The following is a 15,654-nucleotide window of genomic DNA, read 5'->3' as shown; positions in this document are numbered from 1 at the left end:
ATTTTAGGTGGCTTGGTATTTTTTAAAAGCTATATTATTTAGTAGCTTTTACTGTAACTTGCAATTCAATATCATCATTAATAAACTTATCGCCTAAGTTGTCAAAAAACGATTTTGAACCATATTTCACATCCCATTTAGAGCGGTCAATAGTAAAGGTTTCACTAGTTAATGTTAAACCGTTGTTTGCTGTATTTATAGTAACAGGAATTGTAATATTGTTAGTTTTTTCTTTTAAAGTTAAATTACCAGAAAGCATTGTTTTGCCTTCAGTTTCAGTAACACCTGTAATTTCAAAAGTGGCATTTGGGTATTTTTCAACATCAAAAAAATCAGCATTTTTAAGGTGTCCAGCTAATTTGCCGTTACCTTCGTCTTCTGCAGGAATATCTAAAACAACAATAGAATTCATATCAATAGTAAAAGTACCGCTAGCAATTTTACCATCGGTAAGCTCAAATGAACCATTGCTTATGTTTATAGTACCATCATGCGAGCCTGTTGGTTTGTAACCTTTCCAAGCAATTGAAGATTCTGCAGTGTTTACAGTATAAGTGTCTGATGCTACTTCGGCAACAGCAGCTTCTTCAGCAGCTTTTGTTTCAGCCTCTTTAGCTTTGTCTTTACAACTAAAAGCCGTTAATGTTAAAACAGCTAGTGCGCAAATAGATAAAATGTGTTTTTTCATTTGTAAGATTTTTGTTTAACTAGTGTAAAGTTAGTTAAATGATACCAAACCATATCATAAAAAAAATTAAAAATATTTTAATGACATTTTGACATTTTTATAATAATGGCAGTACTTTTGCCAACCAAATATATACTTACATAAATAACATGTAACAATGAGCAACAAAGAAAAAAATACAGATATAGAACAAGAGCAAGTAGATGCTACACAAACTGAAACGGTTGAAAAAGAAGAAAGTAAAGCACAACCTGAAAACGAGTTAACAGTTGAAGAAAAATTACAAGAAGAAGTAAAACAAGAAAAAGATAAGTTTTTACGCCTATTTGCAGAATTTGAAAATTATAAAAAGCGCACATCAAAAGAGCGTTTAGATTTATTTAAAACAGCCAATGAAGAAGTTATGGTAGCGCTTTTACCAATTGTTGATGATTTTGAGCGTGCCTTAACACACATTGAAGAAGATAAAGAAGCCGAAGAATTACGTAAAGGCGTTGTATTAATTTACCAAAAAATGCTATCTACTTTAGAGCAAAAAGGATTAAAAGCAATAACCGTTGAAAAAGGCGAAGTTTTTAATGCTGATGCACACGAAGCTGTGACGCAAATACCTGCGCCAACTGATGATTTAAAAGGAAAAATTATTGACGTTATAGAAAAAGGATATAAGTTAGGCGAAAAGGTAATTAGGTTTCCTAAAGTAGTTATAGGGCAATAAAATAGAAACATGGCAAAAAGAGATTATTACGAAGTATTAGGCATAAGTAAAGGCGCAAGTGCTGCCGAAATTAAAAAAGCTTACCGCAAAAAAGCAATTGAGTTTCACCCTGACAAAAATCCGGATGACAAAGATGCCGAGGCTAAGTTTAAAGAAGCAGCCGAAGCATATGAGGTTTTAAGTGATGCCGATAAAAAAGCACGTTATGACCAATTTGGGCACCAAGCATTTGAAAATGGCGGTGGCTTTGGTGGCGGCGGCATGAATATGGACGACATCTTTAGCCAATTTGGTGATATTTTTGGTGGTGCCTTTGGTGGTGGTTTCTCAGGTTTTGGCGGTGGCGGCGGCCAACGCAGAGTTAAAGGTAGTAACCTTAGAATTAGGGTAAAGCTTACTTTAGAAGAAATTGCCAACGGCGTTGAAAAGAAAATAAAAGTAAAACGTAAAGTACAAGCACCGGGTACAACATACAAAACATGTACAACATGTAATGGTACAGGGCAAGTTACACGTATAGCAAACACTATTTTAGGTAGAATGCAAACATCATCACCATGTAATGTTTGTGGTGGTGCAGGTGAAATTATTGATAAAAAACCTGCCGATGCTGATGCTCAAGGTTTAAGAATAGTTGAAGAAACCGTAGCTATTAAAATTCCTGCAGGCGTTGTAGAAGGCATGCAATTAAAAGTTTCTGGTAAAGGAAATGAAGCTCCAGGAAATGGTATTGCTGGTGATATTTTAGTGGTTATTGAAGAAGAACCACACGATAAGTTACAACGCGAAGGCGATAATTTGCATTATGATTTATATGTAAGTTTCCCCGATGCAGTTTTAGGTACATCAAAAGAAATTGATACCGTTACAGGTAAAGTTCGTATTAAAGTTGAAGCAGGTGTACAGTCTGGTAAAATTTTACGCTTACGCGGAAAAGGAATACCAAGTATTAACGGTTATGGTAAAGGAGATTTGTTAGTACACGTAAATGTTTGGACACCAAAAACGCTAAACAAACAACAAAAAGAGTTTTTTGAAAGTATGCGTGAAGACGAACATTTTGACCCAAAACCCGAAAAATCTGATAAATCTTTCTTTGAGAAAGTTAAAGATATGTTTTCATAAAACAAACACATATTTCTATAGCCAAAATACATTAATTACTGGCATTTAAACCATTAAATTATAAGTTATATGCCATAATTGTAAAAAGTATTGAAAAAAGAATTATATTTGAACTATCACTAATTTATATTAGTGGTAATTTTTCTTTTTCATAGCAATTTTTTTCCCATCCTTAATTTTTTTAAGGGTGGGTTTTGTTTTTACAGCTATTAATTTCTTCTTATTTATTATAGTTATTGCCAAAACTGTAATGCAAACTTTTTATATTTACAATCTATCACTACAGATAAATTAAAATATGAGTAACTTATTAGAAGTTAACCAAGTTTCAAAAAGTTTTGGAGATTATAAAGCACTCAATAATGTATCGCTTAACGTACCTAAAGGTAGTATTTTTGGGCTTTTAGGGCCTAATGGTGCAGGTAAAACAACCTTAATTCGTATTATAAATCAAATAACCATGCCCGATGCAGGCATAGTACATTTAGATGGTGTGCCCTTAAATGCTTCGCATATAAAAGATATTGGTTACTTGCCCGAAGAACGAGGTTTGTATAAATCAATGAAAGTAGGTGAGCAAGCCCTATACTTGGCACAATTAAAAGGCTTGAGTAAAACCGAGGCAAAAAAACGATTAAAATATTGGTTTGATAGATTGGAAATAGGCGATTGGTGGAACAAAAAAATCCAAGAACTATCAAAAGGAATGGCACAAAAAATACAATTTGTTGTAACCGTGCTCCATAACCCTAAATTGTTAATTTTTGATGAGCCTTTTTCAGGGTTTGACCCCATAAACGCTAATTTAATTAAAGACGAAATTTTAAACTTACGAGATAACGGTGCCACTGTAATTTTTTCAACACACCGTATGGAATCTGTTGAAGAGTTATGTGATGATATTGCCCTTATAAACAAATCTAATAAGTTAATAGAAGGTAAACTTATTGATATTAAAAGGCAGTATAAAACCAATACCTTTGAGGTTGGTTTAGAAGCAGAAAATAAAGAAAAATTACAAGCGGTATTGGCTGATAAATTTAGTATTTCTAGCGCTAATTTTAAGTCGTTAAACAACGATTTAAAACTTAATATAAAACTTTCAGAAAATGAAAAAGCCCAAGATTTAATAGCTTTTTTAAATAACCAAGCCTACATAAATCATTTTGTTGAGGTTATACCTAGCGCAAATGATATTTTTATTCAAACGGTACAGAACAATAGTTAAAAATGAATCATTTATCACTAATTATAAAACGCGAGTATTTAACTAAGGTTAAAAATAAATCATTTATTGTAATGACTATTTTGAGTCCTGTAATAATGATAGCGTTAATTGCTGTAATTGCCTATTTAACCAATTTAAACAATGAAAAAGTTAGAACCATTTCAGTGTTAGATGAATCTGGTTTGGTAAAAGAAATATTTCAAAATACAGCGCAAACACATTATGATGTTTTAGATAATGTGTCATTAGCCGTTGCTAAAGAAATTGTAAGTAGTACATCAAATTACGGCTTGCTTCACATTGAAAAAATAAACAGTTTAAACGAAGTATCTAAGCATATAAAATTTTATTCTGAAGAATCGCCATCACTTTCAGTTATTTCAGATTTAGAACGAAAATTAGAAAAAAAATTAACCCATTTAAAGTTAAAAGAAGCCGGTTTAAATGTGGCACAAATTAAAGCTTCAAAAGTACGTATTAATATTGGGCAAGAAAATTTCACAGGCCAAGAATCATCAAAAATAGATAGTGTTATTAAACTTGTTTTTGGTTGTGCTGCAGGGTATTTGCTTTTTATGTTCATTATAATTTATGGTAACATGATAATGCGTAGCGTAATTGAAGAAAAAACTAGCCGTATTATTGAAGTTATAATATCATCAGTAAAGCCAGTACAATTAATGTTAGGTAAAATTATAGGCACATCTTTAGCCGGAATAACACAGTTTGTTATTTGGGTAGTTTTTGGTGGTGTTTTAATGACAATTGTATCATTAGTTTTAGGTATAAATTTAATGGAGGCTACACCACAGCAAGAGGTTGTGGCTATGGCTACACAAGGTAGTGATGCTATGTTTTATTTTGAATCGTTTAAACAAGCCTTAAACCATATGCCATTAATAAATTTAATTGTAGCATTTGTGTTTTTCTTTATTGGTGGTTATTTATTGTACAGTTCATTATACGCTGCTATTGGTGCAGCTGTTGATAATGAAACTGATACACAGCAGTTTATGTTACCTATTTTAATGCCGTTAATTTTGGCAGTTTATATTGGTATTTTTACGGTAATTGAAGATCCGCACGGAACCGTATCTACTGTTTTTTCGTATATTCCATTAACATCACCAGTTGTTATGCTTATGCGTATACCATTTGGTGTACCTATTTGGCAACAGTTGCTAGCATTACTAATTTTAATTGGTTCATTTATGTTTACTGTATGGTTTGCAGCAAAAATTTACAGAGTTGGTATTTTAATGTACGGTAAAAAACCAAGTTATAAAGAGTTAATTAAATGGCTTAAATATTAAATATGCCTCAAAGTTTAGAACATATTGAAGAGTCTATTGCACAAAGTTCGTTATGGACATCAATTAAAAATTTTTTAAATCTACATATAGATTTCACTGATAAAATAAGCGTATCTATTTTAGATTTTTTAATAGTTATAACTGTAATTTTTTTAACAACCATTGTTTTGCGTGTGTTGTTAAGGCTTATTACACGCAATTTACCGCAAGATGATAAAACAAAATTTAATGTAGTTTACGGTTATTTTAGGTGGCTTATTTATATAATTATTTTACTTATAACCTTGCACTCTGTTGGTGTAAATGTTACAGCAGTATTTGCTGCATCGGCAGCCTTATTAATAGGTATTGGTTTAGCGCTGCAAACGCTATTTCAAGATATAATTTCGGGTGTTTTTATATTAATAGACCAAAGCGTACATGTAGGCGATATTATTGAAATTGATGGCAAAGTAGGACGTGTTGAAGAAATAAAATTACGCACAACCAGAGCTGTAACCATAGATAATAAGGTGCTTGTAATACCAAATCATTTGTATTTAGAAAACAGTTTGTTTAACTGGACACAAAATGGTACTACAACCCGAGAGTCTGTAAATGTTGGTGTGGCTTATGGTAGTGATGTGCAACTGGTTAAAAAACTGTTATTACAAGCGGCAAGTACGCATCCTGATGTAATTAGTGAACCCGAACCAAGTGTTATTTTTACAGATTTTGGTGATAGCGCTCTAAATTTTAAACTAGTTTTTACTTTAAATGATAGTTTTAAAGCTACATTTCCTAAAAGTGATATTCGTTTTGAAATTGATAAATTGTTTAGAGCGCACAATATAAGCATACCATTTCCACAAAGAGATATTCATATTATTAATAAATAAAATCAATATTATTTTTCACAACACACAAAAAACAATAAAGCAAAATGGCATAGCAACTGTGTTTCTGTGCTTGTTTTTTCAAATATGTACTGCCCAATTAACAGATTTGGCACGTTTAGAGTATTCGTTTATACCTAAAAGTAAATCGCCCAATCAGTACACAAAAATTAAAGCGCTTTTTAACTATCCTGTAAAGTTAAAGCCGCATACATATTTAGTTTTAGGAGCAGAATACAATAATATTTTTTTAAATATTGAAGCAGATTATCCTTTTGATACCTCGGCATTAAGCACCATTCATGTTATAGATTTAAACGTGGGTTATACCTTTAAATGGAATGATAATTGGCGTTTGGGTATTAAATTTAATCCCAGAATAGCCTCTACATTAACAAAATCACTCACATCAGATGATTATTTTATAAATGGAGGTATTTATACGGTTAATGATCGTACTAAAGACACATCCTTAAAGCGCCCGTACAGGTTAGTGTTAGGGTTAACATATAATGCCACAACAGGGTTGCCATTTCCGTTACCATTTGTTAGTTACTACAGAGAAATTAATACCCATTGGAGTTTTAATTTAGGCGTACCAAAATCTAACTTAAAATATGCAATAAATACCCAAAATAAAGTACAAAATTTTGTAGGTTTAGATGGGTATTTGGCACATTTACAAGGCGGTATTAATGTAAATGGTCAAAATGCAAACAACGTATCTCTGTCTGTAATTGTGGGTGGTTTAGGCTATGAATATTTGTTTACAAAACATTTGGTAGGGTATTTGTATACTGGCTATACATTTAGATTAAATAATGTATTACGAAATGATAATAGAGATGAAATTTTTAAATTAGACGATGTAAATGCATTTTATTTAAGAACTGGTCTCAAATTTAAAATATAATTATGTCAAGAATATTAATAATAGAAGACGAAGCCGCTATAAGGCGTGTATTAGTTAAAATACTATCAGAAGAAAGTGATACGTATACGGTTGAAGAAGCTGAAGATGGTTTAGCTGGTATTGAAAAAGTAAAAAATGATGATTATGATTTAATACTTTGCGATATTAAAATGCCTAAAATGGATGGTGTTGAAGTATTAGAAGCCGTTAAAAAAATAAAACCAGAAATTCCTATGGTAATGATTTCTGGTCATGGTGATTTAGATACCGCTGTAAACACGATGCGCTTAGGAGCTTTTGATTATATATCAAAACCACCAGATTTAAATAGGTTGCTAAACACTGTACGTAATGCTTTAGACAGAAAAGAACTTGTTGTTGAAAATAAAATTTTAAAGAAAAAGGTTAGCAAAAAATACGAAATGGTAGGCGAAAGTGCTGCAATTTCACAAATTAAAGAAATTATAGAAAAAGTAGCACCAACTGATGCACGTGTTTTAATTACTGGCCCCAACGGTACGGGTAAAGAAATTGTGGCGCATTGGTTGCACGAAAAAAGTGATAGAGCTAAAGCTAATATGATTGAAGTAAATTGTGCTGCAATACCAAGTGAACTTATTGAAAGTGAGTTGTTTGGTCATGTTAAAGGAGCTTTTACTAGTGCAAACAAAGACAGAGCTGGTAAGTTTGAAGCTGCAAATGGCGGTACTATTTTTTTAGATGAAATAGGAGATATGAGCTTATCAGCTCAAGCAAAAGTACTTAGAGCATTACAAGAAAATAAAATACAGCGTGTTGGTAGCGATAAAGATATTAAAGTGAATGTACGCGTAATAGCGGCTACCAATAAAGATTTGAAAAAGGAAATTGCCGATGGTAAATTTCGTGAAGATTTGTATCATAGATTAGCTGTTATTTTAATTAAAGTGCCAGCATTAAATGATAGACGCGATGATATTCCGTTGTTAATAAACCATTTTACTGATAAAATTGCTAGTGAACAAGGAACCGCTAAAAAAACATTTTCAGATAAAGCTATTAAATTACTTCAAGATTATGACTGGACAGGAAATATACGTGAATTACGTAACGTTATTGAGCGTTTAATAATTCTTGGTGGCAGTCAAGTAAGCGAAGAAGATGTTAAACTTTTCGCTGCCAAATAAACAAACTTAAAGTGTTTGAAAATTAGTAATCTTTTTTAGTATTAACTATGCTGTTTCTAATTTTCAAACATCTTTTTTAAATACCATCCAATTCTGCTAAATAGTTTTGCGTAACTTTTTTAGTGTTTTCAATAAAGTAGGCTTTAATATCTTCGGTGTTTTTTTGCAATAAATTGGTGTTGTTTACTGTATCAAAACTTAATGAAGCACCACTGCCAAATGCTTTTAAAAGATTATTGTAAGTTTCAATATTTAAAATAAGTGCTTTGTTATATTTGTTTATAAGCGCTTCTTTTTCTAATGTTACAGCTTTTGCCTTTTGAGCCGCTAATTGCTTTGCTATTTCTGCTTCTTTTTGCTTTAAAGCTAATTGTTGTTGTTCTAAACGCGCTTGTTCAGCTTGTAAATCATCAATAGCATTTGTAGCATCACTAGTGTTAGCTACACTTGTAGTTTGCTCAACATAATTATTGGCTGTAAATTGGTTTAAAGCTGTAATACTATTTTGTGCAATTTCCTTGGCTCTTTTAACAAAAAAGCGGCCATCTTCAAAAGTTTCTTGAGTTTCAACTTTAGCCAGTAAATCGGCAGCATCTATAGCTAAATTGTAAGCACTTTCGCATCCACAGTTTTTTAAATTTTCTTGCGCTTTAATAAAAGATTTTAATGATCTGTCTGCATAATATTTTAAATGATCTATGTTGTTAGACTCATAAGAATCTTTCACATTTGAATATGCATAAATTAAATTAGAGTCGGCTTCAGTACAATAATCTTGCGCTATGGCTAAATTAAAAGCAAAAAAGCTTAATAGAAAAAAGATAGTTTTTTTCATAGTTAATTTGGGGTTGATTAGTAATTGTAGGTGTTTCAAAAATATCAAAAACATATTTAACAAGCTTGCATTTCATCGAAATTATGGTTTTACTATATTTATAAAGAATTTAAACGTTAACTATGGAAGCATATAAAGTAACTTCAAACATTACATTACATAACAGGCCAACAAAAGTTGTAATTGATGATGCTGAGAAAGAACTTAGAAAGGTTAGAAAAAAATTAGGCAAACTACAAGATACACTTTACGCACACGGTAAATATGCTGTATTAGTGTGTTTACAAGGAATGGATACCGCCGGAAAAGACAGTTTAATTAGAGAGGTTTTTAAAGATTTTAATGCACGCGGTGTTGTGGTGCACAGTTTTAAAACACCTACAAGTTTAGAGCTTAAGCATGATTATTTATGGCGTCATTACATTGCGCTTCCGGCAAGAGGAAAATTTGGTGTTTTTAACCGTACGCATTATGAAAACGTATTAGTTACAAAAGTGCATCCGGAGTATATTTTAGGTGAAAATATACCTCATATTAATAGTGTTGATGATATTGATGATGATTTTTGGAATACACGATTTGATCAAATAAATGATTTTGAAAAACACATAGCCCAAAATGGTACTATTATTTTTAAATTCTTTTTGCACCTATCAAAAAGTGAACAGAAATACCGTTTGTTAAGGCGTTTAAATAAACCCGAAAAAAATTGGAAATTTTCACCCGGCGATTTAGAAGAACGTAAACTTTGGGACCATTATCAGGCGTGTTATGAAACCGCTATTAATAAAACATCAAAACCACACGCACCGTGGTACACTATACCTGCTGATGATAAACCATCTGCAAGATTAATTGTAGCGCAAACGCTGCTTGATACATTAAAAGCCTACACTGATATTAAAGAGCCTGAAATAGGTGATGATGTAAAAAACAATATTGAACATTACAAACAACAATTACAAAATGAGTAAATACACAATTACTTTTTTAATAGTTTTATGTTTTACTAGTGCAATTAGTTTTTCGCAAAGCGAAACAGACAAACTACCTTTTTATGAAATAGATGATTACCCAGAAACTTACAATGCTAATTTACTAGTGGCACGTATGATTGATGGTTTAGGTTTTAGGTATTATTGGGCTACCGAAGGTTTAACTCCTGAAGATTTAGCTTACAAACCAAGTGAAAGCGGACGTACAGCACAAGAAACAATTAGTCATTTATACGGATTATCAAAATTTATAAGAAATGCTATTTTAGAAGATAATAAAGACGATACAGAAACGACTTCAGATTTTTTAGCATTACGAAAACAAACACTACTTAATTTAAAATTAGTATCTGATGTGTTTAAAAATACAGAAGAAACGTTTAGTTTTGAAGCTACATCAGTACCATTTTGGAATATTATAAACGGCCCAATTGCCGATGCTTTATGGCATTGTGGGCAAGTGGTAATGTTACGAAGAGCGTCTGGAAACCCGTTTAATTCTAAAGTAAGTGTTTTTAGAGGTAAAGTATCCAATTAATTAAGTTTTTCTTTTAATAAAAACCTAATTAAAACATAAATAACAGATAAAACAGCTAGCATAGATAAAGTAGTAATAAGTTCGGTTTTGGGTATGTTTGTTAAAAAATAAATTATTAAACATGCCGATAGAATAGGCACAGTTATACCTCCAGGAATTTTAAAACCTTTGCTTTCTGTTTTATTTGTTAAACGTAATTTTATTACTGATAATGTAACGCCTAAATAGGCTAACAACATAGCGCTACTAGCTATTACAGCTAGTTTTGTAAAGTTACCAGTTGCAGCAATTGTAAAAGCTATAAATGCGTAGGCAACAATAGCATTAGCAGGTGTTGTAAATACTTTATGAATTTTTGATAGAAATGGTATTGGCAGTACTTTGTCTCGGGCTAAAGCATATAAAATTCTTGGGTTGTTAAGTATAGCACCACTCATGTAGCCAAACATTGAAACCATAGCGCCAAAAAATAAAAGATTAAAGCCAACAGCACCCAGTGCTACTTTAGCAGTTTCGGCAAGCGGTGTAGCTTTAAAACTTGGTAGCGTGCTACCCAAAACACCTTGGCAAACACTTTGTATTAAAATGTAAATTAACACCACAAATGTTATACTTATTAAAATGGCTTTAGGTACTGTTTTTATAGGTTTTTTTACTTCTCCACCAACAACTAAACCAGTTTCGGCACCTTGAAATGCAAAAAATAAAATAAGTGATGTTTGCCCAATTGTAGTTAAACTAGGCATGTTTTCAATAACTAAATTTTCGGAGTTTACACCTTTCCAACCTAAAGTAACAAGTATAAGTAGCGGAATTAATTTTGCCAAAGTATTAAATTTTACAAGGCCAATGCCTTGTTTTAAACCAAAAACGTTTATGGTAGCAAACCCAAAAAAAATAATGAATAATAAAAGTAAACGTACCCATGCATCAGCAAAAATAGGATAGGTTGTGGCAAGCATACTTACAAGTGCGTTTGATACAGCTGCATCAGCAAATAAAGTTCCGCAGATAATAAAAATACCACCAAGAAATCCGGGATATTTACCAAAAGCTGTTTCAATATAAGAATAAGGCCCTCCTGTAATTGTAACTTTACTACCAGCTTCAGCAAAACAAAGCATTACAAGTCCTACTAAAATACCACAAGCAATAAAAGCAATGATGCTAGAAGCGCCCATTTTTGAGGCTATTACTGCTGGTAATGCAAATATACCGGCGCCAATTATAACATTAATTATATTAGCTGATAAGCCAAAAACACCAATACTGCGTTTTAATCCTTCATCTTGTTTCATAAAGCCTTCATTTTATAAATAACTTAGCCACCACTTTTGTTTATTATTGGCTTTGTAAATCATATATTTTTTACTTGGAAAATATAGCAGTGCAATTACGGCAATCCAAACTAAGTAAACAACAAATAATGAGTAGCCGTAGTTGGCTAGTTTAGCATTCATAAAAACATCTTTGGTTAGTATCATATCTTGCCAATTTCCGCCAAAAATAATCATACCAATTATTGCTAAAACGTGAATTAATAAAACATGCAAGAAATAGTAAAATAGGGGTACACGACCAAATACCAAAAAGAAATTAGTGCATTTATTTTTTACATTTTCAATAACATATAAAAATAAAAGTGCTGGCCCCATGGTTATAAGTAAATATGCTAATGATGGCGGATATTTTGTTATTTTAAAAAAAGCCATTATGCTTTTTGAAGTGGTGTTTTGTGGTGTCCATGGAGTTAAATCACCATAAACGTTTAATCCGCGTAATAAAAAAAATGCTCCAATTGCTGTTAGCCCAATAATTATTAAATATTTTTTTCTGAGTTTTGGGTTGAAGTTTTTTTTGTATAATGTGCCAAAACAATAACCAAGACTTATTAAACCAAACCAAGGAATTATAGGATAGGCAAAAGCAAAAAACTTGTTGCCAATTGGTATAAATTGTTGCTGGTGCAGTATGTACCAAACAATAGCTTTAAAGCTTGTACCTTGCATTGTAATACCATCTAAAGCGTTATGCCCAATTACTATAATAGTACCAATGGCTAATATATATTTAATAGGTAAATATACTGTAACCGATAATAAAATAAAGCATAAACCAATAGCCCAAATTACTTGTAGAATTATAAAACCATAAGAAACATCAAACTTCCAAAAAAAATTATTTACAATAATTGATAAAAATATAAGCCAGAAACCCCGTGTAATTAGAAATTTAAATAAGTTCTTTTTTGTTGTTTTTTGCCCATATAAAAAGGCTGAAGTACCTGCCAAAAAAATAAAAACAGGGGCGCAGTAGTGGGTAATAAATCTGGTAAAAAATAAAATGGGAGTAGTGGTTTCTAAATCTGTTGGGTTTGAAAAAAATGAGCCGTAATGAAAATAATCTCTAACATGATCTAGAGCCATTAAAACCATAACAAAACCTCTTAAAATATCTATAGATTCTATTCTGCTTGTTTTTGTTTTTTCCACGTTGTATGATTTTTATGTATTGAAATATAGTGTTTTATAAATAAAAAATGCCCAACAAGTGTTGAGCATTTTTTAACTAAGATTTAAACATGATTTATTTAACCAATTCTTTTTTATTTTTTTGGGTGAAATCTACTTCAATTTGATTTCGTGTAATATCTTCAAACGTTTCTCTTTTTCTAATTAAATGCGCTTTGTTATTGTACCATAAAACTTCTGCTGGCCTAAACCTAGAGTTGTAATTGCTTGCCATTGAAAAGCAATAAGCTCCTGCATTTTTAAAACAAAGTACATCACCTTCATTAATTTCATTTATACGGCGGTTGCTACCAAAAGTGTCAGTTTCACATATATAACCAACAACAGTATAAAAACGCTCTTTACCGTTAGGGTTAGAAATGTTTACAATATCATGATGCGAGCCATAAAACATGGGGCGAATTAAGTGGTTTAAACCAGAATCTATTTGAGCAAAAACCGTTGAGGTTGTTTGTTTAACAGCATTAACTTTTACTAAAAAGCTTCCCGCTTCACTAACTAAAAATTTACCAGGCTCAAAGGCAAGTGTTAAATCTTTACCGTATTCTTTACAAAACTCATTAAACCTTGCGCTTAATTTTTTACCAAGTTCTTCAATATTAGTTTCAATATCGCCTGCTTTGTATGGTACTTTAAAACCAGAACCAAAATCAATAAAATCTAAATTTTTAAATTGTTTAGCGGTTTCAAATAAAATTTCACTGGCGTATAAAAATACTTCAATATCTAAAATATCACTACCAGTATGCATGTGTATACCATTAATAGTCATTTTAGTGTTTTCAACAATACGTAAAATATGTGGTATTTGATGAATTGAAATTCCAAATTTAGAATCTATATGCCCTACAGAAATATTACTGTTTCCGCCTGCCATTACGTGTGGGTTTATACGAATACAAACAGGTGTTTTGGGGTATTTAGTACCAAATTGTTCTAATATTGAAAGGTTATCAATATTAATTTTTACACCAAGTTTTGCAGCAGCTTCAATTTCATCTAAAGCTACACCATTAGGTGTATAAATAATTTGATCTGGACTAAAACCAGCAGCTAAACCTAGCTGAACTTCTTGTATGGAAACGGTATCAATGCCAGAGCCTAAGCTGTTTAAAAGTTTTAAAATAGAAATGTTAGACAGTGCTTTAACTGCATAACTAATTTTTAAACTTTTAACACTTTTAAAAGCATTTGTAAGTCTTTTGTACTGATTTTCAATTTTTTCAGCATCATAAACATACACTGGGCTACCAAAATCTTGCGCTATTTTAAGCAATTGATTTTCCGTCATAATTCTAAATTTTTGCCAAAGATATTTTATTCAATCGAAAAAAAAATAAATAACTAAAAAATTAGTAAAATTAAACATTGTGTTAATTATTTAACATGTTAAAAATAAAATACGTTTTAGTAATCAAATATTAGGGTAAGTTATAGCTATTATTTACATTTGCTTTTCTTAAAAACATTGAGCAAATTATGAATCTACACGAATATCAAGGCAAAGAGATTTTAAGCAGTTTTGGCGTACGTATCCAACGTGGTATAGTTGCCCAAAATGCTCAGGAAGCAGTAACTGCAGCAAAACAATTAACCGATGAAACCGGAACCAGTTGGCACGTAATTAAAGCACAAGTGCATGCTGGCGGGCGTGGTAAAGGTGGCGGTGTAAAACTTGCTAAAAATTTAGAAGAAGTTGAAACATTAGCTGGCCAAATAATAGGAATGAACCTTATAACCCCGCAAACATCTGCTGAAGGAAAAAAAGTGCACCAAGTACTAGTTGCTGAAGATGTTTATTACCCAGGCGAAAGTGAAACAGAAGAGTATTACATGTCTGTTTTATTAAATAGAGGTACAGGTAGAAATATGATAATGTATTCTACTGAAGGTGGTATGGATATTGAAACTGTGGCCGAAGAAACCCCACATTTAATTTTTACTGAAGAAATTGATCCTGCTGTTGGTTTATTGCCTTTCCAAGCAAGACGTATTGCCTTTAACTTAGGTTTAAGCGGTACAGCTTTTAAAGAAATGACCAAATTTGTAATGGCGCTTTATACGGCTTATGTAAAGTCTGATTCTTCATTATTCGAAATAAATCCTGTTTTAAAAACTAGTGATAACAAAATTTTAGCAGTTGATGCTAAAGTAACTATTGATGATAATGCGTTATACCGCCATAAAGATTATGAAGCATTAAGAGATTTACGTGAAGAAAACCCAATTGAGGTTGAAGCCAAAGAAGTTGGCTTAAACTATGTAGATTTAGATGGTAACGTAGGTTGTATGGTTAACGGTGCTGGTTTAGCAATGGGAACCATGGATTTAATTAAGCAAGCCGGTGGAGAGCCTGCTAACTTTTTAGATGTTGGTGGAACTGCCGATGCTGCACGTGTTGAAGCTGCATTTAAAATTATTTTAAAAGACCCAGCTGTAAAAGCTATTTTAATTAATATTTTTGGAGGTATTGTACGTTGTGATCGTGTGGCACAAGGTGTTATTGATGCTTATAAAAATATGGGCAATATTGAAGTGCCAATTATTGTACGTTTACAAGGTACTAATGCAGATATTGCTAAAGAGTTAATTGATAATTCTGGTTTAGCTGTTTTAAGTGCTACTGAATTTCAAGAAGCTGCAGATAAAGTACAAGAGGTTTTAGCATAAGTGTAAAACTTTACAAATAATAAAAAAAAGAGCAACTTTTAAGTTGCTCTTTTTTTATG

15 protein-coding genes are annotated in these 15,654 nt (G+C 31.7%); 10 read left to right on the top strand and 5 right to left on the bottom strand.

Features of this window, described 5'->3' with window-relative positions:
- Positions 1 to 34: 34 nt before the first annotated feature.
- Positions 35 to 688: a YceI family protein gene (locus FUA26_RS12810; RefSeq protein WP_147136801.1), complete on the bottom strand. Its 654-nt coding sequence runs from the start codon at positions 686 to 688 to the stop codon at positions 35 to 37.
- A gap of 157 nt (positions 689 to 845) precedes the next feature.
- Here FUA26_RS12810 and FUA26_RS12805 point away from each other — a divergent pair, with 157 nt between their 5' ends.
- From FUA26_RS12805 to FUA26_RS12775, 7 genes are all read left to right on the top strand, one after another.
- Positions 846 to 1,406 carry a nucleotide exchange factor GrpE gene (locus FUA26_RS12805; protein WP_147136798.1) on the top strand — a complete coding sequence of 187 codons (561 nt, stop codon included), beginning with the start codon at positions 846 to 848 and terminating at the stop codon, positions 1,404 to 1,406.
- Positions 1,407 to 1,415: 9 nt separating this feature from the next.
- On the top strand, positions 1,416 to 2,531 hold the full coding sequence (gene dnaJ, locus FUA26_RS12800; RefSeq protein WP_147136797.1) for a molecular chaperone DnaJ: 1,116 nt from the start codon (positions 1,416 to 1,418) through the stop codon (positions 2,529 to 2,531).
- 298 nt (positions 2,532 to 2,829) lie between these two features.
- Positions 2,830 to 3,759 carry an ABC transporter ATP-binding protein gene (locus FUA26_RS12795; RefSeq protein WP_147136794.1) on the top strand — a complete coding sequence of 310 codons (930 nt, stop codon included), beginning with the start codon at positions 2,830 to 2,832 and terminating at the stop codon, positions 3,757 to 3,759.
- 2 nt (positions 3,760 to 3,761) lie between these two features.
- Positions 3,762 to 5,072, top strand: a complete 1,311-nt coding sequence (locus FUA26_RS12790; RefSeq protein WP_147136791.1) for an ABC transporter permease — start codon at positions 3,762 to 3,764, stop codon at positions 5,070 to 5,072.
- Positions 5,073 to 5,074: 2 nt separating this feature from the next.
- A complete protein-coding gene (locus FUA26_RS12785; protein ID WP_147136788.1) occupies positions 5,075 to 5,950 on the top strand; it encodes a mechanosensitive ion channel family protein in 876 nt (291 codons plus the stop codon).
- A gap of 70 nt (positions 5,951 to 6,020) precedes the next feature.
- On the top strand, positions 6,021 to 6,860 hold the full coding sequence (locus FUA26_RS12780) for a DUF6268 family outer membrane beta-barrel protein (RefSeq protein ID WP_246109137.1): 840 nt from the start codon (positions 6,021 to 6,023) through the stop codon (positions 6,858 to 6,860).
- Positions 6,861 to 6,862: 2 nt separating this feature from the next.
- The gene (locus tag FUA26_RS12775; protein WP_147136785.1) at positions 6,863 to 8,026 is read left to right on the top strand and encodes a sigma-54-dependent transcriptional regulator; all 1,164 of its coding nucleotides are present in this window, start codon (positions 6,863 to 6,865) and stop codon (positions 8,024 to 8,026) included.
- Positions 8,027 to 8,102: 76 nt separating this feature from the next.
- Here FUA26_RS12775 and FUA26_RS12770 read toward each other — a convergent pair whose 3' ends face one another.
- Positions 8,103 to 8,861 carry a hypothetical protein gene (locus tag FUA26_RS12770; protein ID WP_147136782.1) on the bottom strand — a complete coding sequence of 253 codons (759 nt, stop codon included), beginning with the start codon at positions 8,859 to 8,861 and terminating at the stop codon, positions 8,103 to 8,105.
- Positions 8,862 to 8,983: 122 nt separating this feature from the next.
- Here FUA26_RS12770 and FUA26_RS12765 point away from each other — a divergent pair, with 122 nt between their 5' ends.
- A complete protein-coding gene (locus FUA26_RS12765; protein WP_147136779.1) occupies positions 8,984 to 9,835 on the top strand; it encodes a PPK2 family polyphosphate kinase in 852 nt (283 codons plus the stop codon).
- The gene (locus tag FUA26_RS12760) at positions 9,828 to 10,394 is read left to right on the top strand and encodes a hypothetical protein (protein ID WP_147136776.1); all 567 of its coding nucleotides are present in this window, start codon (positions 9,828 to 9,830) and stop codon (positions 10,392 to 10,394) included. The genes FUA26_RS12765 and FUA26_RS12760 overlap by 8 nt, the downstream gene beginning before the upstream one ends.
- On the opposite strand, the gene FUA26_RS12755 is transcribed toward FUA26_RS12760, so the two are convergent.
- From FUA26_RS12755 to lysA, 3 genes are all read right to left on the bottom strand, one after another.
- Positions 10,391 to 11,692 (bottom strand): APC family permease, encoded by a 1,302-nt coding sequence (locus FUA26_RS12755; RefSeq protein WP_147136773.1) that lies wholly within the window; start codon positions 11,690 to 11,692, stop codon positions 10,391 to 10,393. The genes FUA26_RS12760 and FUA26_RS12755 overlap by 4 nt on opposite strands.
- A gap of 12 nt (positions 11,693 to 11,704) precedes the next feature.
- Entirely contained in the window at positions 11,705 to 12,886 is a 1,182-nt protein-coding gene (locus tag FUA26_RS12750) for a DUF1624 domain-containing protein (RefSeq protein ID WP_147136771.1), read from the bottom strand.
- Between the two features lie 94 nt (positions 12,887 to 12,980).
- Complete coding sequence (gene lysA, locus FUA26_RS12745) at positions 12,981 to 14,216, bottom strand: diaminopimelate decarboxylase (RefSeq protein ID WP_147136768.1); 1,236 nt, start codon at positions 14,214 to 14,216, stop codon at positions 12,981 to 12,983.
- Positions 14,217 to 14,404: 188 nt separating this feature from the next.
- Between lysA and sucC the strand changes: the two genes are divergently transcribed.
- The gene (gene sucC / locus FUA26_RS12740) at positions 14,405 to 15,595 is read left to right on the top strand and encodes an ADP-forming succinate--CoA ligase subunit beta (RefSeq protein WP_147136765.1); all 1,191 of its coding nucleotides are present in this window, start codon (positions 14,405 to 14,407) and stop codon (positions 15,593 to 15,595) included.
- The last annotated feature ends 59 nt before the right edge of the window (positions 15,596 to 15,654 follow it).

Origin of the sequence: Seonamhaeicola algicola, assembly GCF_007997385.1 — a bacterium.
GTDB lineage: Bacteria > Bacteroidota > Bacteroidia > Flavobacteriales > Flavobacteriaceae > Seonamhaeicola > Seonamhaeicola algicola.
Note: the sequence above shows the minus strand (reverse complement) of the source record. Positions and strands in the feature narration are given on the sequence as shown.

Coding starts and splice junctions, on each gene's coding strand:
- FUA26_RS12770 (WP_147136782.1), bottom strand. CDS start 8,861: ATGAAAAAAACTATCTTTTTTCTATTAAGCTTTTTTGCTTTTAATTTA.
- FUA26_RS12765 (WP_147136779.1), top strand. CDS start 8,984: ATGGAAGCATATAAAGTAACTTCAAACATTACATTACATAACAGGCCA.
- FUA26_RS12810 (WP_147136801.1), bottom strand. CDS start 688: ATGAAAAAACACATTTTATCTATTTGCGCACTAGCTGTTTTAACATTA.
- dnaJ (WP_147136797.1), top strand. CDS start 1,416: ATGGCAAAAAGAGATTATTACGAAGTATTAGGCATAAGTAAAGGCGCA.
- FUA26_RS12790 (WP_147136791.1), top strand. CDS start 3,762: ATGAATCATTTATCACTAATTATAAAACGCGAGTATTTAACTAAGGTT.
- FUA26_RS12805 (WP_147136798.1), top strand. CDS start 846: ATGAGCAACAAAGAAAAAAATACAGATATAGAACAAGAGCAAGTAGAT.
- FUA26_RS12760 (WP_147136776.1), top strand. CDS start 9,828: ATGAGTAAATACACAATTACTTTTTTAATAGTTTTATGTTTTACTAGT.
- sucC (WP_147136765.1), top strand. CDS start 14,405: ATGAATCTACACGAATATCAAGGCAAAGAGATTTTAAGCAGTTTTGGC.
- FUA26_RS12755 (WP_147136773.1), bottom strand. CDS start 11,692: ATGAAACAAGATGAAGGATTAAAACGCAGTATTGGTGTTTTTGGCTTA.
- FUA26_RS12775 (WP_147136785.1), top strand. CDS start 6,863: ATGTCAAGAATATTAATAATAGAAGACGAAGCCGCTATAAGGCGTGTA.
- lysA (WP_147136768.1), bottom strand. CDS start 14,216: ATGACGGAAAATCAATTGCTTAAAATAGCGCAAGATTTTGGTAGCCCA.
- FUA26_RS12785 (WP_147136788.1), top strand. CDS start 5,075: ATGCCTCAAAGTTTAGAACATATTGAAGAGTCTATTGCACAAAGTTCG.
- FUA26_RS12795 (WP_147136794.1), top strand. CDS start 2,830: ATGAGTAACTTATTAGAAGTTAACCAAGTTTCAAAAAGTTTTGGAGAT.